Here is a 20,260-nt window from a genome sequence, read left to right as displayed (position 1 = left end):
GCTGGATCCAACCGAGGTCGCTGAAAAATTCGTCTGGCCCCAATTCGAGCACTTCAACTTCGGTCTGGACTGGTTTGATGCTCTAGGCAACGATCCCGTGCGCGCACATCAACCCGCACTGATCGTCACCGGTGACGCTGGGACAACGTGTCTGACTTTCGCAGAACTGTCTGCGCGTTCCACCCGGGTGGCCGGATGGTTCCAATCCCTAGGCGTCACCCGCGGCGATAAGTTCATGATGATGCTCGATAACGAAGTTGAATTGTGGGAGGCCATGCTGGCCGCCATCAAAATTGGCGCGGTCATTTTACCGACGACGGTTATGCTCCAACCAAATGCTCTCGCCTCACGAATCAATCGAGCCGGGGTCAATTGGGTGCTGACCAACCAGGAGAACGTCGAAAAATTTTCTGATCTGCAGGCCCACGGCGTTGATATGTCGGACATCGGGTTGATTGTCACCGGAGACAACCCGGTTGCTGGAACCCACGCGTTCATTGACGCCTATGCTGCGACAACCCCATTCGTCATCGATGGTCCCACCCCAGCCGATGCTGAAATGCTGGTGTATTTCACCTCGGGTACCACCAGTGAACCGAAAATGGTGTTACACACTCAGCAATCGTATTCGGTGGGCCATTTTTCTACCCTGTACTGGTTGGGGGTCAACGCCGACGACGTCCACCTCAATATTTCCTCGCCCGGTTGGGGCAAACACGCCTGGTCGTCATTTTTTGGCCCCTGGATTGGCGAAGCCACCATATTATCGGTCAACTATGCTCGATTCGATGCAGGAACTATCCTGGACGTGATCGAAGAATTCGACGTCACCAGCCTGTGTGCTCCACCAACCGTGTGGCGCATGCTCATCCACGCCGATATGGGTCGGATCAACACTCCCCCGCGCAATGCGGTCTCCGCCGGCGAGCCACTGAATCTGTCGACCCTGGAAAAAGTCCGCGACGCCTGGGGTGTCACCATTCGTGATGGCTACGGCCAGACCGAAACGACACTACAAATCGCCACCACGCCCGGCCTGAACGTGCCCGCCGGAGCACTGGGTAAACCGCTGCCTGGTTTCAACGTCGAACTGGTCGATGAAGTGACCAACGAACTCATTATTGGGTCCGGCACCGGTCAGGTCGCACTGCGCCTCGACCCCGGTCCCGTCGGTTTGACGCCCGGATATTATCGAGACGACCAGCGCAATCTGAAAGTCTTTGGCAACACCCTGTATCTCACCGGGGATCTGATGTCGCGTGACGACGACGGCGTCTACACCTATGTTGGTCGAGCAGATGACCTCTTCAAGGCTTCCGATTATAAACTGTCCCCATTCGAGTTAGAAAATGGGCTGATGGGATGTCCGGTAATTTCTGAAGTCGCTGTGGTGCCCAGTCCCGATCCGGTGCGAACCGCCGTACCAAAAGCCTATGTTGTACTGGCACCTGGCCACACGCCAACACCTGAAAGCGCACAAGCGGTTTTTGCTCACGCCCGGTCCGTTCTACCGCCCTACGGGCGAATTCGCCGATTAGAGTTTGTCACCGAACTGCCCAAAACCGTCTCCGGAAAGATCCGCCGCGTAGTGCTTCGGGAAGATGAAATCCACACCCACGGAGACCAAGGTCAACACACCGCCCAGGTCATGGCGGTGCGCACGACCACCCAGGGTTACGGGCACGAATACACTGACACCCAGTTCCGCTAACCACCCAAAGTATTAAACTCCATATGGTTTGATGGGACTATGGAGACGGTTGAACAGGCGTTAACGGAACAAACCCTAGCCCTGTGGGCGACCCTAGGCTCCTTTATTATCGGCTTTGGCACCGCAGTTATCGTCTTTTGGGGTCAAGTCCGCCCGTTTGCCGGTGACAGCTCAATCATCGTCCCGGCGGCGTTGATCTCCGCACTCATCGCTGCCGCAGCATTTATCCTCAGCTCGTATCTGCACCGTGCCGGGGAAACCCAATTCATGCCACTGTGGCAAACCTTGATCTCACATTTCTCATTTGTCGCCGTAACAATCGCCTTTGGCGGGGTGACCGGGCTCAGCGTGCTGCTCGTGGGCCAGCTGCTTGGTTCCGGGCTGCCTGGACTAGAGCTGGGACCCATCGGTGGAGGTTTCGTCACCGGTGTTGCAGCCGCGCTCGGCGGCAGATTATCCTTTCAGGCCGGCATTGATCTTAGTACCCGCAGTCTGGCGGCGCTGCTGTTCACCTTCCTAATCGTCGGCACAGTATTTGCAATGCTCACCGACGCCGACCCCACGTGGTGGCAACGCAACTTCTCCCAGCTGGGCATCGGCGTCAGTGCCTGGGCATTCAACGGCACTATTATGGTCGCTGGTTTACTCGTGGCCACCATCGGTTCGTATATCGGCAGGGATTTACATCGCCTACTCGACGACTCAGCGGTCCCGCGCATTGCCATCGTCGTGAGTATCTGGTTACTGGCCGGATTGGCACTGGCTGGGGTTGGTTGGTTCCCACTGGATGAACGCCCTGGTGCTCATGCGGTCGCAGCCTTTACGGCGCTGGGCATGTTAGTTGTTGCTGCCGGCTATACTCAGTTCGTGCTGCCTCGACGCCCCCTCGTCTTGCACGTCGTCACCGGTCTTTTAGTGGTCCTGACCGCCGGAAGTATTGTGTTGACGTTTTTCATCCCGATCATCTCGGTAACCGCATTGGAAAGCATTGTGGTGGGGTTATCACTATTGTGGATGACGACGTTCGTACGGGTGCTCAGCATCCTGGCGCCGAATCGGTCGGTTACCTCTCAGCGACGTCGCCTACTGTCCGCGGCATAAGCCTCTTGGCTACTTCAGTTCACGTTTGAGCAGCTTGCCCGACTGGTTTCGAGGCAATTGAGCTACGAATTCAATATGGCCCGGAACTTTATGGCGTGCAAGGTACTGTCGAGAAAATTCTCGAATCTCTTCAGCAGTGGCATTCTGGTGGTCTTCTTTTAGCACGATGACTGCGGTGACCTGTTCAATCCATTTTTCGTGCGGACGTCCCACGACGGCGACTTCGGCAACCGCTTCGTGGCGATACAAGGCATCTTCGACCTCTCGAGAGGCAACCAGTACTCCCCCGGAATTGATCACATCTTTGATCCGGTCGACGACTTCAATATATCCGTCGTCATCCATCACGACCAGGTCGCCGGAACGGAACCATCCGTCAATGAACGCTTCTGCGGTTTGCTCTGGCTTGTTCCAGTATCCGGAAAATAATTGTGGTGAACGATATTGCACCTCCCCCGGGGTTCCTGGCGGAACCGTTTGCCCGGTTTCCGGATCGGCGATGCGCAGTTCCACGGTGGGGATTGGTCGGCCCGCTGAGGCGGGTCGCTGTTCGTGTTCCTCGGGGCGTAAGACCGTGCACAGCGGAGCCATTTCGCTTTGCCCAAAGCAGTTATAAAACTTGATGTCTGGGTATTGTTCCCGTAGTCGCTGTAGCACGGTCACCGGCATTATAGAGGCACCATATTGGGCTTTCGTCAACGATGATAGATCCCGGGTCGCTAAATCTGGGTGCTGTGATAACGGCACCCAGACGGTGGGAGCAAGAAACAGCGACCCAATACGTTCTTGTTCGATTCTGCGCAGAATTTCTGCAATATCAGGAACCCTGAGCAGACGGATTGTGGCACCAAGAAATAAGTATGGCGTGATGAAGACGTGCAGCGCAGCTGAATGGTATAGCGGCATGGCGATCAACGGATTATCGCTACGAGTCATATCTAGTGCAGGAATCGTACCGTTATAGTGTGCCAACAGCGCCCGGTGGGTCAACATCGCACCTTTGGGTGCCGAGGTGGTGCCCGAGGTGTACAGCAGCTGGGCTAAATCGGTTTCTTCAGCCGTATCCAGATCGTCTGTAGCAAGTGCTGCACTAGAACCCAGTTCGTTATTCCTTACGGCCTGGACGTGGTCCAGGATTGTAGACATTGCTATGACCTGCCCAAAGTGGCTAGATTCCGCAATGCTGTTGACGGCGTCCAGATATTCGTCATCGACAATGATGGCCGAGGCTGCACTGTCTGAAACCAGATACTGTAGTTCGGGCCCGGTCAAAGCAAAATTGATCGGGACATGGACTAAACCGGCGCGGGATGCCGCAAAAAATAAGATCAGAAACGTATCTGAATTCTTCCCCATCACGGCGACCCGGTCCCCTTGGTGCAATCCCAATTCACGCAGTTGCAACGCGGCAATCGTGACGGCCTGATCCAACTGCCAGTACGTCCACGAGCGATCCTGGTATTTAAGTGCTATACGTTCACGTTGAGTGGCAGCAACCCGGGCAAACTGCAACGACACTGAATTACGTTGACTTGCTCGGATCTGTTCCGCAATTGACGGGTTGGTTGGACTGTTGGTATTCACGCTAACCTCCGTGCCGTGAGCCAGATGAGAAACGACAATGACTAGGTATCGAGCCGTTCGATAATGGTGACATTGGCCTGTCCGCCGCCTTCACACATGGTCTGCAGGCCAAATCGTCCACCGTTGTCCTCCAGCGTGTGCAACAAGGTGGTCATCAAACGTGCTCCGGTGGCACCGATGGGGTGTCCAAGTGCGATGGCCCCACCGTGGATGTTGACCTTTGACATATCCGGGCGTAGTTCTTTTTCCCATGACAACACCACGGATGCAAACGCTTCATTGATTTCAATGGCATCAAAATCATCGATGTCCATACCGGTGCGTTCTAGTGCGTGTCGAGTAGCACGGATGGGAGCCGATAGCATCATGACCGGGTCGTCGGCTCGAGCTGAAATATGGTGGATTCGAGCACGTGGTACCAACCCAAATTCATTAACCGCGTGTTCAGAGGCGATCGCTAGCATTGCAGCGCCATCGCTGATCTGGGAGGCGGTAGCAGCGGTGTGGACGCCGTTAGGTTGCAATGTTGGGAGCTCACGCATCTTGGCACGATTTGGAGTCCGGGGTCCTTCATCATCGCGTAAGCCACCAAGAGGCATGATCTCTTCTGAAAAGAACCCAGATTCCTGAGCGGCAATGGCTCTGCGGTGTGATTCGGCGGCAAAGGCCTCGGCTTGATCTCGGGTGATGCCCCAACGGCTGGCCATCATTTCAGCACCAATGAATTGGGAAATCTGCTGATCTGCGTAGCGATCGGTCCAGCCCTTGGATCCTGCAAAGGCATTCGGATAACCCTGGTCTTTCATGATGGTGTTGGCAGCGCCGAGCGGGATGGTCGACATGTTCTGTACCCCGCCGGCAATAATCAAATCCGAAGTGCCGGACATCACGGCTTGGGCCGCATAGTGTACAGCTTGCTGCCCAGAGCCACACTGTCGATCGATGGTCGTGCCCGGCACGGCTTCGGATCCACCGGCTGCTAGCCAGGCCGTGCGAGCGATGTCAAAAGACTGTGGTCCAATTTGGTCGATGCAGCCCAGAATGATTTCATCGTATTCCATGGTATCCACGCCAACTCGATCGAAAACCGCCGATAATGGGCCTGCAGCCATGTCTGCAGGGTGGATCTCTGCCAGAGCGCCATTGCGACGCCCGACTGGTGTGCGAAGTGCATCAACAATATATGCTTCTGACATCGGTTTCCTTCCGGGGACGATTCTTCAAATTGTGCGGGGCGTTATTAGCGTGGGCCCATCCGAAGCGCTCCATCCATCCGAACCGTGTGACCATTGATGTAGTCATGGCCAATAAGATCGAGGACTAACTGAGCATATTCTTCCGGTCGAGCCAGACGTGCGGGGAAGGGCACTGAGGCCTCAAGACTTTCACGGAATTCTGGAGTGATACCTGCCATCATCGGAGTTTCTACAATGCCCGGTGCCACCGTATTGACACGGATCCCATAGGAAGCCAGATCGCGTGCTGCCGAAATAGTAAGCGAGTGAACACCACCTTTGGAAGCTGCATATGCTGCCTGACCGATTTGTCCTTCAAATGCTGCCACGGAGGCGGTATTAATGACAATACCGCGTTGACCGTCCTCATCGAGGGGCTGTTGTTCGGCGATCAGTTCTGCCCCGAGGGTCATCACATTAAACGTGCCTAAGAGGTTCACGTTGATTACTTGGGCGAATTGATTCAAATCATGGGGTCCTCTGCGCGACAAAATCCGCCCTGGAGTCCCAATACCAGCACAGTTGATGACGACACGTAAAGGCTCCTGTCCAGCTTTGACAGTTGCGATCCCTGCACGAATCGATTCGTGATCAGTGACATCAACTTCCAAATACTCGACCTCGTCATTCGATGACACTTTTTCAATACTTGCGGCAAGATCGAATGCGTAAACTTTCATACCTCGTTGAGCCAAAGCCTGTGCAGTTGCTGCTCCCAGTCCCGATGCTCCACCGGTGATAATTGCCGCTTGTCCTTGAATTTCCACGCAGTAATCCTCTCTACACAAAAGCTGACACGCCGGTGACTGCACGAGCTACAATCAGCGAGTTGATCTCGTAGGTTCCCTCATAAGTATGGATGACTTCGGCATCATTGAAAATCTTTGCGGCTTCGTATGTGGAGACTATTCCGTTGCCACCCAGAATATTTCGAGCCCGTGCTGCAGCCTCCCGCAGCAATCGTGACCCAGTAGATTTCGCCATGGCAGCATGCACCATCTGTACTCGGTTTTCTTGTTGCAGTCGGGCCACGTGGTGCATCAATCCAAATGTTGCCATGGCATTAGAAATCATTTCGGCTAATTCTTGCTGGATGAGTTGGAATTTTGCGAGCGGTTGACCAAATTGGTGGCGGCTCAGCGCATAGTCCCGAGCGACTTCAAAGGCATGTAGTTGTGCTCCATACGCTTGCCAGCCAACCCACACCCGAGAATTACGAAGCAGCTGATTGGCTGCGCTAAATTCGATGGCACCGGGCAGCAGATCAGCCTGATGGATTTCCACATTGTCGAAAGTTATGTCTGCATTTTGCATGACCCGCAGTCCGGTCTTGTGGTGAATTTTTTCGGCGGTAATGCCCGGGCGATCCATTGGAACTACGAATCCTTTGATTCGCCCATCTGCTGTATCTTTAGCCCAGACAAGTGCAACATCAGCAAATGTTCCGGCACCAATCCAACGCTTCATACCATCAAGTCGCCACCCGGCAGCAGTCTTTGTAGCAGTGGTACTGATACCACCGGCGATATCGGAGCCGTGGTCAGGCTCAGTCATAGCAAAGCAACCGATCGCTTCGAATCTACGCAGTTTGTCCAACCATTTTGCCCGATGCGCATCGGACCCCAATTGGGCAATCATGCCGATAATGAGTTCATTATGGATACCCAGCAGAGTTGACAACGACACGTCAGCGCGCGCCACTTCCGCATAAGCCAAGCCGCGAAACAACCACGAGCGCTCAGCTACCGCTATCTCCCCTAATCCAAGATCAGCAAGTTCTGGCAACATCTGGAACGGGAACGCTTCACGATTCCAATAGTCGATAATTTGTTCTCGCACTTGGCCTTGCATATGTCGCCGAATGGCTTGCAACGCCTCTTGCTCTTCGGGTGCGAGTAATGACATTCCGTCGAAGACATCGGCATCAGGAAATGGTGGTTCCACGGTAGGAAATGCTGAGTTACTATCCGTCGGGGCGGTCATGTGGCTCCTCTGAGTACAGATAACGTGTTGGGTGATATAAGCATCACCCAACCCTCACTGCACAATTGTACAGTTGAGCTCGCTTCACCGAAAGGCACCCGCCCCACGAGCCTGCTCAGTGTGCCAAAGCCACCTAACGCAGTTTGCAATGTATGGTAGATCACACTAAATTCTCGTCGAAATACCACGTTGTTTTACCCGGCGATAAGGAGACCCATGTCTGTCACCGATCAATTTCGACAAGCTCGAGACGTCCTCCTAGCGCATCGCACCGATATCGAATCTGCTCGTCAACGATTCGAATGGCCACGCTTTGAATACTTCAATTTCGCGCTGGATTGGTTTGATCAGTTAGCTGCTACTCCAGAACGTTCAAATCAGGATGCTCTAGTGATTGTCCAAGAGGATGGTTCCCGCTACTCGGCCACTTACGCGCAATTAGCGGCCCGATCGTCCCAGGTTGCCAACTGGTTGGGTGATATCGGGGTCAAACGCGGCGACGGTATCATTGTGATGTTGGACAATCAGCATGAGTTGTGGGAAACCATGCTCGCTGGTTTCAAGCTCGGAGCTGTCCTATTACCCACCACCGTGATGCTTGCTCCCGAGCAATTGACAGAACGGGTTGAGCGCTCGGAAGCTCGGTGGGTGGTTACCAACCCCGCCAACGCCCAAAAATTTGATGCAGTTCCCGGCGACTTTAGGGTCATCACCACGCAAACGGACCAAGCACCAGACGACAGCGCGCATCCGCAGTATTGCTACACCGATTCCTATCAAGCCAGCGACATTTTCCAGCCACGCGAGCCTACCGCAGCCGATGATACAGCGTTGATCTATTTCACGTCTGGGACGACGTCCCGGTCAAAGATGGTAGCCCATACGCATGTCTCTTATCCCGTGGGGCACCTTTCAACCGTGTATTGGATTGGACTTGAACCAGGAGATAAACACCTCAATGTGGCATCCCCCGGATGGGCAAAACATGCCTGGTCAAACTTCTTTGCCCCGTTGATTGGTGAAGCCACTATTTTCATCTATAACTACACTCGTTTCGATGCACAGCAACTCTTAACGGTTATGGACCGCGAGCGCGTATCCTCCATCTGTGCTCCTCCGACGGTGTGGCGGATGCTGATTCAACAGGATCTCACGACGATGACAAATCCGCCAGCGAAAGTGCTTGCTGCCGGTGAGCCGCTCAATCCGGTCGTGATCGAAGCCGTCAAGGCCGCTTGGCAAACGGAGATTCGTGATGGTTTTGGCCAAACCGAAACGACCCTACAGATCGCCAACACGCCGGGTCAGAACGTCAAGCCAGGATCGCTAGGGCGTGTGCTTCCTGGCTACGAAGTCGCGCTCTTGGATCCAGCCACCGACCAGGTCATCGTTGGTCCAGGGGAAGGTGAAGTCTGTCTGAAAATCCAGCCACGACCCGTAGGGCTCATGAAGGAATATCACAAGGATCCCCAGAAAAACGCAGCGGCATTTCATGGCGGGTTCTATCACACCGGCGATATCATGCATCGCGATGTCGATGGCGTTTATACCTATGTCGGACGCACGGATGATGTTTTCAAAGCCTCCGACTATAAGCTGTCACCATTTGAGCTGGAATCAGCCATCCTTGAGCACCCGGCGGTTTCGGAAGCTGCGGTCGTGCCTTCGCCCGATCCGATCCGATTATCAGTACCTAAAGCCTATGTCGTTCTTGCAGCAGGCTATGAGCCCACGGCCCAGACTGCCAAAGACATTCTGGCCTTTACTGATGGCAAGCTACCGCCATATGCCAAAATACGCCGTATAGAATTTGCTGAATTGCCGAAAACTATTTCGGGCAAAATTCGTCGAGTCGAATTGCGGAAGAAGGAAGCTGAATTCCACGGTGCAGATGGTGAACGGACCGATACATCACTCTCGGCGCGCACCACCACTGGCGGATACAATCACGAATATTCTGTGTCAGATTTCATGTAAACTACTTGAAAACTGATGGCCCACCGGCTGGTTCTGGTGGGCCACCCGCGCGTTTGGAAGTACCGGACAGGGTCAGCGGTCTTTAAATTCGGCTTTGCGTTTGTTGCTGAAGGCATCCATGCCTTCTTTTTGGTCTTCCAGTGCAAACAGCGCATGGAATGCACGCCGTTCAACTAACAACCCTTGTGACAGAGAGGTTTCGAAAGCAGTATTCACCGCTTCTTTGGCGGTCATAACAACAGGGCGCGATTTCGAGGCGATGGTCTGGGCGATTTCCATAGCGGTGTCAAAGACGTTGTTGTCGTCAACCAGGCGAGCCACCAGGCCTGCCCGTTCAGCTTCTTCACCATCCATCATGCGCCCGGTCAGCACCATGTCCATGGCTTTGGATTTTCCAATGGCACGCGTCAAACGCTGAGAGCCTCCCATGCCTGGAATAACACCGAGGTTAATTTCGGGTTGCCCGAACTTCGTGCCGGGTCCGGCAATGATCATATCTGTCATCATGGCCAGTTCGCACCCGCCGCCCAGGGCGTATCCATTTACCGCAGCGATCATGGGTAGACGGATCTCGGTGAATCGGTTCCAACCGGAGAACCAGTCCGACTGATGCATTTCGATATAGGATTTATCGGCCATCTCTTTGATATCAGCACCGGCGGCGAAAGCTTTCTCATTCCCGGTTATCACGATGGCCATAATGTTGGGGTCGTTTTGAAAGGCTTCTGCTGTGTCCACCACCGTGTGCAAGGTGGCAAGGTTGAGCGCGTTGAGCGCTTTTGGTCGGTTGAGGCGGATGACCCCTACACGGTCGACAACTTCGGTGAGGATAACGTCTTTGGACAAAATTAGCCTTTCTTTTGTTTGGCCTTAATGATGGCAGAAAAATCTTTGCCAGAGTTTTCCTGGGTATTGAACGCTGTGTACGCTTCGTAAGCGGCCATGCCAAAGCTTGCCGGTGTTCCGGTAGATTCGATGGCAGCTTTTGCCAGGCCAAGATCTTTGGCCATCAACGCCGTGGCAAAACCTGGGCGAAAGTTCCTCGAGGCGGGTGCATCAGGTACCGGTCCGGGGACCGGACAGTTGGTTGTAATGGACCACGATTGTGCCGCTGAACTTGACATCACCTCATAGAGCACCTGCGGGTCCAGCCCCAGGTTTTCACCGAGACTAAACGCTTCAGCAGCTGCGATCGTATTGATAGCCAAAGCCATATTGTTGACAAGCTTGACCGCTTGTCCAGAGCCGGTATCCCCCGCATGAACAATGTTGCCGCCCATGACGTCAAACAGTGGTTTAGCTTGTGTGAAGCTCTCCGAGTCTCCGCCCACCATGATCGTTAGGGTGCCCTGAGCTGCACCGACTGTGCCACCGGACACCGGGGCGTCGAGGGCACGATGTCCGGCTTGTGTCACTAGACGTGCTGCCTCAACGGCGTGATCAACGGAAATCGTTGATGAGTCGATAAACAACGTGTCCTGAGGTGCCGATTCCAGCAAGCCGTCTTGATACGCCGCTAAGACATGCTCTCCTGCCGGAAACATGGTGATTACGACTTCAGCCTCACCAACTGCTTCAGCTCCTGAAGCAGCAGTAGCCAGTCCATCGCGTTCTGCTGCATCCACGGCCTCTTGGACTATGTCGTAACAGGTCACGCTGTAACCAGCGGCATGTAGGTTTCGGGCCATGTGGGAGCCCATATTGCCAAGTCCTAGAAAAGCGATACGCATAATGAGTCCTTAGGTTTGGATCACCAGATCGTCAACACCGTCGACCCTCGTGAAAAACGCAGCGACCTGGTGATCATCGATATCTTCGAGTCTGGCGGGTGTCCATTGTGGATTGCGATCTTTATCAATGAGTTGGGCGCGGATGCCTTCGGCCAGTTCAGTGCCAGCAACGGCATTCATGGTGGTCCGAAGATCTTGTACCAAGGTTTCAGCCAGGCTGAGGTTGCTGGCCCGTTTGATAGCTTCAAGCGCGACCTTCATGCCCAGTGGTGAGTGGCGCTGCATAGCTTTCAGAGCGTTTTGTGCAAGTTCGTTGCCTTGTTCTGCAACTTGCTGGACGCCTAGAAGAATTTCCTCCACGGTATCGGCGCAAAAAACCTCCTGGATCCAATACGCTTCTGTCTCCAACACGGAGGTTTCTGCCGCTTCAAACTCGGCCAAGATCGCGTCAATATGGCCGGGCTCGCTCATCGTTGCTAAACGCTGCACGAGTTGTTCGATTCGCTCATCTGGCACACGCAGGTCAGCAAAGCCTGCATAGATGGCGTCGGCACCAGAAATGTGAGTGCCCGTGAGGCCTATGTAGTTTCCGATCCCGGCCGGTGCGTTGGCAAGGTAGTAGGGTCCACCCACATCGGGGCTGAATCCGATCCCCACTTCCGGCATGCCCAGCCGTGTAGAGTCCGTGACCACACGATGCGACGCGGATGCAGAGATGCCAACTCCACCGCCCAACACAAGACCATTCATGATGGCGATATAGGGTTTTGGATAGACTGAAATTCGATAATCGAGTTGGTATTCATCTCGGAAGAATGGAGCAGCCGCGGCCAAGTCGTTATCGACGGCGTATTGGTACAGTGTGACAACATCGCCACCAGAACATAAGCCGCGATCCCCTGCCCCACGAACTAGAACAGCGTGCACCGCGTCATCGTGTTCGAATGTCGTGAGCGCCTCGTCCAATAAACCGATCATGTTATATGACAGCGCGTTGACCGCCTTGGGACGATTGAGCGTAATAACGCCCAGCCCGCCCTGAACGGTAGTCAGAATTTCAGCTTGCGACATAGTTTCCTTTACTGGATTGGCATCGTAAAACTGGCGTCTTCTTTCACACCCGACGGCCACCGTTGGGTCACGGTCTTAGTTTTGGTAACAAACCGGAATGCATCAGGGCCGTGCTGATTGAGATCACCAAAGCCAGAGGCCTTCCAACCGCCAAAGGTGTAGTAGGCAATCGGTACAGGGATCGGTACGTTGACGCCCACCATGCCAACATCGACACGGCGGGTAAATTCTCTAGCAGTGTCACCGTCCCGGGTAAAGATGGCGACCCCATTACCGTATTCATTCTCTGACGGCAGCGCGACAGCGTCTTCGAAGCTGTCAGCACGAACTACCGTGAGCACCGGGCCAAAGATCTCTTGTAAATAGATCGACATGTCCTTGGTCGCTCGGTCGAAAATGGTCGCCCCGAGGTAGAACCCGTCCTGGTGGCCATCAACGGTCACCCCGCGGCCATCAAGGACCAGGTCGGCGCCTTCATCCACACCCGCTGCGATCGCAGCTTCGATGCGCTGTTTGGCTTCTGGGGTAATGACCGGTCCGAAATCCGAGGCTGGGTCCAGCGATGGACCGACTTTGAGTTGACGAGCCTTGTTGACCAGTTTTTCCACCAGAGCGTCAGCGGTTTCTTGACCCACCGGAACGGCCACAGAAATAGCCATGCAGCGCTCGCCAGCAGCACCAAAGGCTGCACCAATCAGGGCATCAGCAGCTTGTTCCAGGTCCGCGTCCGGCATGATGATCGCATGGTTTTTTGCACCCCCGAAACATTGTGCCCGTTTGCCGTGTTGGGCAGCGGCTGTGTAAATCGCCTGAGCGATAGGTGTGGACCCGACAAAGCCCACAGCGTGGACATCAGGGTGTTCTATCAGTGCATCGACAGCAGTCTTATCGCCGTTGAGCACCTGGAAGACGCCGTCGGGCATGCCAGCCTGCTTGAAAAGTTCAGCCAGCATCAAGGGCACGGAAGGGTCGCGTTCGGAAGGTTTAAGAATGAACGCGTTGCCAGCTGCCAGTGAGGGGCCGGCCTGCCACAACGGGATCATGGCAGGAAAGTTGAAAGGCGAGATCCCTACCGTGACGCCCAAAGGTTGACGCATCGAGTAGGTATCAATGCCGGTTCCAGACTGGTTGGAAAACTCACCTTTGAGCAGGTGCGGGGCTGCCATGCAGAACTCGATGACTTCCAGACCACGCTGAACATCGCCTTTGGCGTCTGCGAAGGTTTTGCCATGTTCATTCGACAGGGTCGTTGCCAATTCGGCCATATTTTCATGCGCCAGATCGACGAAACGGCCAAGAATCCGAGCACGACGCTGAGCATTGAGTTCTTCCCAGCCAACCTGTGCTGCCTTGGCGGTCGCGACAGCGTGCTTGACTTCTTCTACCGAGGCCAGCGGCACACGCGCAGCGACCTGACCGTTGGCCGGATGATAAACATCAGCAAAACGCCCCGAAGTGCCATCCACGGATTGACCATTGATGAAGTGGGTGAGGGTTTGTGTCATTTTGTCCCTTCCGACATGACCAGAACCGTAGGGCTGCCCTACAGCTCAGTGAGGATCAGCGCTTTGCAGGCCGGATTCCATACTGCGGCCTCTACAATCCAATATGCCAGCTTATGGTGTCGCGTGCCACACTTCAATATACCGGGACAACCGGGCATGTGGTCTCCATGAGTCTAGCAATGCAGCACGGCTGATCCGGACTGCACATCTGGCGCATAACGCAGGATGGCACCGCCAGTATCAATCATCAGTGTTTCTAACAAGGTAAGCTCACGCCGGGTGGAATGCGTTTTGAGAAACGGATTACCGCTGCCAAGCACCACCGGGGCAAGGCCAATCATGAGTTCATCAGCCAGCCCTGCACTGAGCAGAAAATCCACCAGGACGGCGCTACCAAAAACATATATTGGACGGTCGTCACCGAAGCGACGATGTCACAGTTCAGGCTCAATATCGTCAGTAACTTCGGTGTGCCGCTAAGAGGCTGTGGTGATCGTGCGACTGGCAACGAGTTTCGGCACGTCATTCATAGAGCGTGCAATCTCAGGTTCGGTCGTATCGGTAGGCCAGTGCTGAGCCATACCCTGGTATGTCTTTCGTCCAAACACTAATACACCGACTTCTTTACCGATTTGAAGACTCAGTTCGCCTAAATCAGCGCCCAAATATGCCCATGATGCGGCAAATCCCAAGGCTCGTTGCCTTCAAAGAACCCGTCCAAAGACATAATCGCCCATGCGATGATTCGTGCCATGCCGATCGCCTCAATAACCCGTGTGGGACTAAACTAGCGCTGGCCTACGGTCAGTGCAATAGCCTCAGGGAATCTTGCCTACCGTGGAAAACCTACTGACATCACTGTCCTGCTTCTACAATGAGGTCATGGCTACCGATGGTTTTCTTCCCGCACCCGAATCTGGACACACCTTCTGTTTGTCTGCCGCGCCGCAACGTTCGGACCCTCAATCGCAAGAGTCTACGCCGGAACTCAATAAGTGGCGTCAAGCAATGCAGGATCCAGCACACTCACAGCGTTACGTACAGCGATGGGAACGTCTTGAAGCTGAAGGCAATGACATCAACGGTGAAGCCCGAGCCATTGATGCCATGGCACAACGCAGAGCCGCCATTTTGGATGCCGGTTGTGGCAATGGTCGATTGGCTGGGTATTTAGCAGCTGCAGGACACGACGTCATTGGCATCGATCTGGATCCACACCTGGTAGAAGTTGCTCGTAGCAAATATTCGCAACCCCACTTTGAGGTAGCGGATCTGGCAGATTTTGCCCTGCTGAACGACGACGGTGAGCTTCGGTCATTCGACATCATCGTCTCTGCGGGCAATGTCCAAACTTTTCTCGCCGATTGGGAACGCCTCCCAGCGTTGAGCAATGTGGCCAAGCACATGCATGATAATTCCCGCTTTGTCACCGGATTTCAACTCGCCCGTGGTTATTCCAATGCTCAGTTCACCGCTGACGCCGCCGATGCAGGATTAGATGTTGTCCAACGGTTTGGAACCTGGCAATTTGACCCATTCAGCGAAGACGGTGAATTCCTGTTAGCAGTCCTGCGGTTGAAAGCCTAGCCCTGTCCTGGGCAAGCCAGCATCCTCTATGGTCATGGTATGTCCATGTCAGCTTCTGCTCCGCAGCCTAGACCACAGCGCACGCTCACACCGGCTCTTCTGGGCGTCATCTGGATGGTGCTATTCGGTTTCGGCACCTTTTTTATCACCTATGCGACCCTCGTCATCGCCGGTCAGCACATGGGCCTCACCGCAGTCACCGCCGGTACGGTACTCACAGTCATGATGGTTGCGGTGGTGGCTGTGCAACCGCTGGTCCCCGTGGTCAATAATCGTCTGGGCTCACGTTGGACGTTTCTTATGGCGTTGGGACTGCAAGCTTCGGGCCACCTGCTGAGTTTTCTCCCGGTGACTCCGGTGGTCACACTCATGACCAGCAGCGTGATCGGTGGCCTGGGTTTCGGTATTCTCGTCGTCATCGGCACCGCCGTAGTGCCCTCGACTGTGCCACCGAATCGGCTCGGTCGAGCTCTGGGATTCTACGGAGCCACAACCGCGGCGGCCACCGCAGTGGCGGCACCATTGGGGTTGTGGCTGATTACCCTGGTGTCTGGTTCCGGTTTCCGCTGGTTAAACTTTGTTCTAGTCGTGTTGGCGTTGCCAGCCATTCTGACGGTCCCGAATCGAGAGGCCACGCAGCAGCAAGGCCCGCATTCCAGTCAGCAGCGCCATGCTGAGCCCCGCGATCAGATGCATGTGCCCGGACTCGTTACGGTGTTGTTGCCGACGGCGTTGGTTCTAACGGTATTTGGGCTGGTACTAGCTTTTGGTCCAGCCGCTGACGATGCTTCACCGGTGTTATATATTGCCGCGATGCAAATCTTCGTCGTTATAGGACGCTTCCTGTCCAGCGCGACCCTGGACCGGCACTTGCCTGTGACAGTCATGCTCATCGGACTGGTAACCGCATTGGTTGGGCTAGTATTTGCGGCAATGTTGCCCGCGGGCTGGTGGCTGGGTTTGGCCATGGCAATCCTTGGGTTCGGTACCGGCAGTGTACAAGCTGCCAGTCTGCTCATGGCGTTTCAACAGGCCGGCAGTGCAAATCGGGGAAGTGTCGCCTGGAATATGACCTTCGATATCGGTCTTGGTTTTGCCGGGCTGGTCGGCGGTATCGGCTTCACCTACTGGGGTGCTCAGACCACCTATCTGGCATGCGCAGCGATTCTCATTATGACCACTGTAGCTTTTGCCTGGTATTTCGGTCGCAACCATCAGCGTCAGTGAACGTGAGTCACTGCATCGGCAGGTGTCGGTGCCTGGTTTTGGGTTTCAGCCACGGCATGTGCCACTGCCACGGCAATGCCAGTGGTAATTGGGATTGCCAGAACCAGGCCCACTGATCCGACGAGGATGCGGACAACTTCTTCAACCATCTCGGCTGACATCATGGAGTCCAGCAACGACCGATCGTACAGGGAAACAATCATGAGCATCGGCAGGGCTGCACCCGCATATGCGAAGGCGATGGTGTAAACGGTAGAGGCAATGTGGTCACGGCCAATGCGCATCCCGGCGGCGAAAAGCTTGCGCGGAGTGATATTGGGTTGGGCAGCTTTAATCTCCCACACGGCAGAAGACTGGGTGATGGTGACGTCGTTGAGTACGCCGAGCCCCGCAACAAGCAACCCTGTCAGCACGATCCCGGACGCTCGAATCTCTGGGACCACCGAGGCCAACATATACGAGTATTCTTCACCCAGGCCCATCAAATACGCACTATCCGATGCCCACGCCGCAAGTCCTGCGGTTAGCAGCAAACCGATAAAGGTGCCCAACAGGGCCGTGGTGGTTCGTAAGGAAATGCCGTGAGCAAAGTACAAGACCACCAGCATGATCATCATGCTGCCGATCAGCCCGACCCAAAACGGTGGGCCGCCTTCCAAGAGGGCCGGGATCATGAAACCAAATAACACCACGAAAGACAGGATGAGTCCACCAATGGCCCGCACACCACGCCAGCGTGCCACAACGACGACCACCACCGCGTATAAGGCGGCCAATAAGCCTACGGGTATGGTGCGTTCGAAGTCCACAAAGACGCCGGTATCAGCCAAGTCCTCACCGACGAGGATCTTGACATTATCGCCGCGCAGCACCTCGGTGGAAGCGCTGACTTGGGCAGGAATTTCGACCTCATAAGTCCCCCGTCCGGTGGTCACCTGGGCGGTCTGACATTCCAGGTCTTGTTGAACTTGGGTCGGGCTGCCACTTTCTGCACCGCCGTCACAGGCTCTATCAAATACCGAAGAGACTGACCCGGATTCCACCGCGAAACTTTCGGTGGTGCCATAAGGGTCATCCAACGAGAGCTGTTGATATGTTCCCGAGGGCCACAGCCAGATCATGGCGGCGATCAGTATGATGCCCAGCGGGACTAGGATGCTTACCATCCAGGTGATGACACGTTTTCGGGTGACCGGGATTGTGGAGGGGACGTTATGCATAAGCTCAGGCGTCAGTGGCCCAGATGGTGGACTCGTGTTCAATGAGTGCGGTATCAGCGGCCACAGCGTGCTCGATAACCGAGTTGAGCACCGTGGTGGCGTTATCAATCTCAACGGCCAGACTGCGCTGTTCTCCGGTGACGGCCAACAGAGTTTTGACGTGTTCGGAGGGATCCGGGTGTTGCGGATCGTGTCCTACGAAAAGGTCGACCACATTCGGAATTGGGCCAGGGTAAGCAACCGCAAAAGCAACGATGCGGCCATCCTGGCGAGTCACGAAGGCCTGCTGGGCTCCGGTGCGCGGGGCTAATAGCAGCTGTTGAGCCTGAGTGAGTGTCAGTTCCGATGGGTCCCACGCATGACTCGCGTTGTAATACTGCGCAGCCAGTTGGGATAACTCGACTGAGCCAGTCGCCAATTGCTGTACTTCGATTTCAGCTGGCTCATAGGAACCTGCGGCCACGACGATGCGTTGAACGTGCTGTATTTCGTGAAAGCATTGGCCTTTCAGCCACTGCTCACTGGCTGCATCGCCGGTTACCGACCGCGCTTTGAACGCAGTATGCTCGGGGGCTCGGGCCGCAAGCTTACGGAATAGGTCTGTGGCAATGCCGCGTTGGCGTTGCAGCGGGGCGGTTTCAATAAAACACCACATCCGTTGTGGATGGATGGCTTGTGAACGTATCGCCCCGGCTGCAACTGGGATACCGTCGTCGACCGCCACCAGTCCCACACCAAAGGGGTCCTGTGTGGAGGGTCCCAACATGGTGCGGTCGTGGTGGTGTTGTGCGGTGCCGGGATCACCAAAGACCTCCAGCAGTCGCAGATCGTCGCCGTCTTGCCATTCGCGGATATGCACTTAGCAACCTAAACGTTCTGAAAGGTAGCTTTCAACCTTGTCCATTGAGACACGTTCTTGAGCCATAGAGTCACGATCACGGATGGTGACGGCGTTATCGTCGAGTGAGTCGAAGTCGAAGGTCACACAGAATGGGGTACCAATCTCATCGTGACGACGGTAACGTCGACCGATCGCACCGGAGTCGTCGTAGTCGACGTTCCAACGTTTCCGCAGGTCATCGGCCAGCTTATTGGCTGGTTCGGACAGTTCGGCCTTCTTCGACAGTGGCAACACGGCAGCCTTGACTGGAGCCAGGCGTGGGTCCAGACGCAGCACGGTGCGCTTATCGACGCCACCCTTGGAGTTTGGGGCTTCATCTTCGGCATAGGAATCTACCAGGAACGCCATCAGGGAACGGGTCAGGCCCCAGGATGGTTCGATGACGTACGGCGTGTAGTGCTCGCCGGTGGCCTGATCGAAGTATTGCATCTTCGTGCCGGAACCCTTGGTGTGGTTCGATAGGTCATAGTCACCACGGTTGGCGATACCCATCAGTTCGCCCCAGTCACCGCCGGTGAATCCAAATTTGTATTCGAGGTCGATTGTGACCGAGGAGTAGTGGGCGCGTTCACCGTCTGGGACGTTGTACTGACGCAGGTTCTCGGGTTTCAAGCCTAGCCCGAAGAACCAGTCTTGTGCCTGATTGACCCAGATGTCGAACCAATGATCAACCTCAGCCGGTGGCACGAAGTACTGGATTTCCATCTGTTCGAACTCGCGTGTGCGGAAGATGAAGTTCCCCGGGGTGATTTCGTTACGGAAGGCTTTACCGATCTGGCCCATCCCAAAGGGTGGTTTCTTGCGCGCAGTGTTGACCACATTCAAGAAGTTCAAATACATGCCCTGGGCCGTTTCTGGGCGCAGGTAGTGCAGGCCTTCATCATCAGCAACTGGGCCGAGGAAAGTGCGGATCAGCCCCGAGAAGGTGCGCGGTTCGGTCATCTTGCCGCGGGTGCCGCAGTTCGGGCAGGCCAGTTCTTCAAGTGCTGGGGTGCGGCCGTGTTTGTCTTCGAATGCCTCAACAAGGTGGTCGTAACGGTGACGGTGGTTGCAAGCGGTACATTCGCTCAGCGGGTCAACGAAAGTTTCCACGTGACCGGAAGCTTCCCATACCTGACGCGGCAGGATAATGGAAGAATCCACACCGACCATATCTCCACGTCCTCGGACGAAGGTGTTCCACCACTGAGATTTGATATTTTCTTTTAGTTCGACGCCGAGCGGTCCATAGTCCCATGCTGAGCGTGAACCACCGTAAATCTCACCGGCCTGGAAGACGAATCCGCGGCGTTTAGCCAGGTTGATGACCTGGTCGAGAGTGGACGGTTGTGCCATGGAGGTATCACTTTCCGTTTCAAAAGGTACACGTTTGACTGTGAGGTTGTGAATTAACCTGCAACTAGTTTAGGTTAGTCGAAACTTTCATGT

General features: G+C 55.0%; 17 protein-coding genes. 5 read left to right on the top strand and 12 right to left on the bottom strand.

Annotated elements, in window-relative coordinates; genetic code table 11:
- Positions 1 to 1,711: AMP-binding protein (locus K8V32_RS05755; RefSeq protein ID WP_303904256.1), on the top strand; the 1,711-nt coding region annotated here is incomplete at its 5' end.
- A 39-nt stretch (positions 1,712 to 1,750) separates the two neighbouring features.
- A complete protein-coding gene (locus K8V32_RS05750; protein WP_303904253.1) occupies positions 1,751 to 2,812 on the top strand; it encodes a hypothetical protein in 1,062 nt (353 codons plus the stop codon).
- A 9-nt stretch (positions 2,813 to 2,821) separates the two neighbouring features.
- On the opposite strand, the gene K8V32_RS05745 is transcribed toward K8V32_RS05750, so the two are convergent.
- From K8V32_RS05745 to K8V32_RS05730, 4 genes are read right to left on the bottom strand one after another with little or no spacing between them, the layout of a single operon-like run.
- Positions 2,822 to 4,396 carry a fatty acyl-CoA synthetase gene (locus K8V32_RS05745; RefSeq protein WP_303904250.1) on the bottom strand — a complete coding sequence of 525 codons (1,575 nt, stop codon included), beginning with the start codon at positions 4,394 to 4,396 and terminating at the stop codon, positions 2,822 to 2,824.
- Positions 4,397 to 4,437: 41 nt separating this feature from the next.
- Entirely contained in the window at positions 4,438 to 5,592 is a 1,155-nt protein-coding gene (locus K8V32_RS05740) for an acetyl-CoA C-acetyltransferase (RefSeq protein ID WP_303904246.1), read from the bottom strand.
- A gap of 44 nt (positions 5,593 to 5,636) precedes the next feature.
- Positions 5,637 to 6,398: an SDR family NAD(P)-dependent oxidoreductase gene (locus tag K8V32_RS05735; RefSeq protein WP_303904243.1), complete on the bottom strand. Its 762-nt coding sequence runs from the start codon at positions 6,396 to 6,398 to the stop codon at positions 5,637 to 5,639.
- A gap of 13 nt (positions 6,399 to 6,411) precedes the next feature.
- Positions 6,412 to 7,614 (bottom strand): acyl-CoA dehydrogenase family protein, encoded by a 1,203-nt coding sequence (locus K8V32_RS05730; protein WP_303904240.1) that lies wholly within the window; start codon positions 7,612 to 7,614, stop codon positions 6,412 to 6,414.
- 216 nt (positions 7,615 to 7,830) lie between these two features.
- Here K8V32_RS05730 and K8V32_RS05725 point away from each other — a divergent pair, with 216 nt between their 5' ends.
- Positions 7,831 to 9,591, top strand: a complete 1,761-nt coding sequence (locus K8V32_RS05725) for an AMP-binding protein (protein ID WP_303904236.1) — start codon at positions 7,831 to 7,833, stop codon at positions 9,589 to 9,591.
- 72 nt (positions 9,592 to 9,663) lie between these two features.
- Here the strand turns inward: K8V32_RS05725 and K8V32_RS05720 are convergent, their stop codons facing one another.
- The 5 genes from K8V32_RS05720 to K8V32_RS05700 form a co-directional block, all read right to left on the bottom strand.
- The gene (locus K8V32_RS05720) at positions 9,664 to 10,437 is read right to left on the bottom strand and encodes an enoyl-CoA hydratase-related protein (RefSeq protein WP_303904234.1); all 774 of its coding nucleotides are present in this window, start codon (positions 10,435 to 10,437) and stop codon (positions 9,664 to 9,666) included.
- Positions 10,438 to 10,439: 2 nt separating this feature from the next.
- Positions 10,440 to 11,321, bottom strand: a complete 882-nt coding sequence (gene mmsB, locus K8V32_RS05715) for a 3-hydroxyisobutyrate dehydrogenase (RefSeq protein ID WP_303904231.1) — start codon at positions 11,319 to 11,321, stop codon at positions 10,440 to 10,442.
- Between the two features lie 9 nt (positions 11,322 to 11,330).
- On the bottom strand, positions 11,331 to 12,392 hold the full coding sequence (locus K8V32_RS05710) for an enoyl-CoA hydratase/isomerase family protein (protein ID WP_303904228.1): 1,062 nt from the start codon (positions 12,390 to 12,392) through the stop codon (positions 11,331 to 11,333).
- Between the two features lie 8 nt (positions 12,393 to 12,400).
- Positions 12,401 to 13,897, bottom strand: coding sequence for a CoA-acylating methylmalonate-semialdehyde dehydrogenase (locus K8V32_RS05705; protein WP_303904225.1), 1,497 nt, complete (start codon positions 13,895 to 13,897; stop codon positions 12,401 to 12,403).
- A gap of 173 nt (positions 13,898 to 14,070) precedes the next feature.
- On the bottom strand, positions 14,071 to 14,277 hold the full coding sequence (locus tag K8V32_RS05700) for a dihydrofolate reductase family protein (protein WP_303904223.1): 207 nt from the start codon (positions 14,275 to 14,277) through the stop codon (positions 14,071 to 14,073).
- Between the two features lie 502 nt (positions 14,278 to 14,779).
- Between K8V32_RS05700 and K8V32_RS05695 the strand changes: the two genes are divergently transcribed.
- Both K8V32_RS05695 and K8V32_RS05690 read left to right on the top strand, forming a co-directional pair.
- Positions 14,780 to 15,484, top strand: a complete 705-nt coding sequence (locus K8V32_RS05695; protein WP_303904220.1) for a methyltransferase domain-containing protein — start codon at positions 14,780 to 14,782, stop codon at positions 15,482 to 15,484.
- 45 nt (positions 15,485 to 15,529) lie between these two features.
- Positions 15,530 to 16,711, top strand: a complete 1,182-nt coding sequence (locus K8V32_RS05690) for an MFS transporter (protein ID WP_303904217.1) — start codon at positions 15,530 to 15,532, stop codon at positions 16,709 to 16,711.
- Here the strand turns inward: K8V32_RS05690 and K8V32_RS05685 are convergent.
- Genes K8V32_RS05685 through K8V32_RS05675 form a run of 3 tightly spaced genes read right to left on the bottom strand, consistent with a single transcriptional unit; the run spans position 16,705 to position 20,167 of the window.
- On the bottom strand, positions 16,705 to 17,931 hold the full coding sequence (locus K8V32_RS05685; RefSeq protein WP_303904214.1) for a YibE/F family protein: 1,227 nt from the start codon (positions 17,929 to 17,931) through the stop codon (positions 16,705 to 16,707). The two genes, K8V32_RS05690 and K8V32_RS05685, sit on opposite strands and share 7 nt — an antisense overlap.
- 4 nt (positions 17,932 to 17,935) lie before the next feature.
- Positions 17,936 to 18,790: a hypothetical protein gene (locus tag K8V32_RS05680; RefSeq protein WP_303904211.1), complete on the bottom strand. Its 855-nt coding sequence runs from the start codon at positions 18,788 to 18,790 to the stop codon at positions 17,936 to 17,938.
- Complete coding sequence (locus K8V32_RS05675) at positions 18,791 to 20,167, bottom strand: glycine--tRNA ligase (RefSeq protein WP_303904208.1); 1,377 nt, start codon at positions 20,165 to 20,167, stop codon at positions 18,791 to 18,793.
- Between the last annotated feature and the right edge of the window lie 93 nt (positions 20,168 to 20,260).

This window comes from Enteractinococcus helveticum (assembly GCF_020742345.1).
GTDB lineage: Bacteria > Actinomycetota > Actinomycetes > Actinomycetales > Micrococcaceae > Yaniella > Yaniella helvetica_A.
This window is presented reverse-complemented; position numbering and strand designations above follow the sequence as displayed.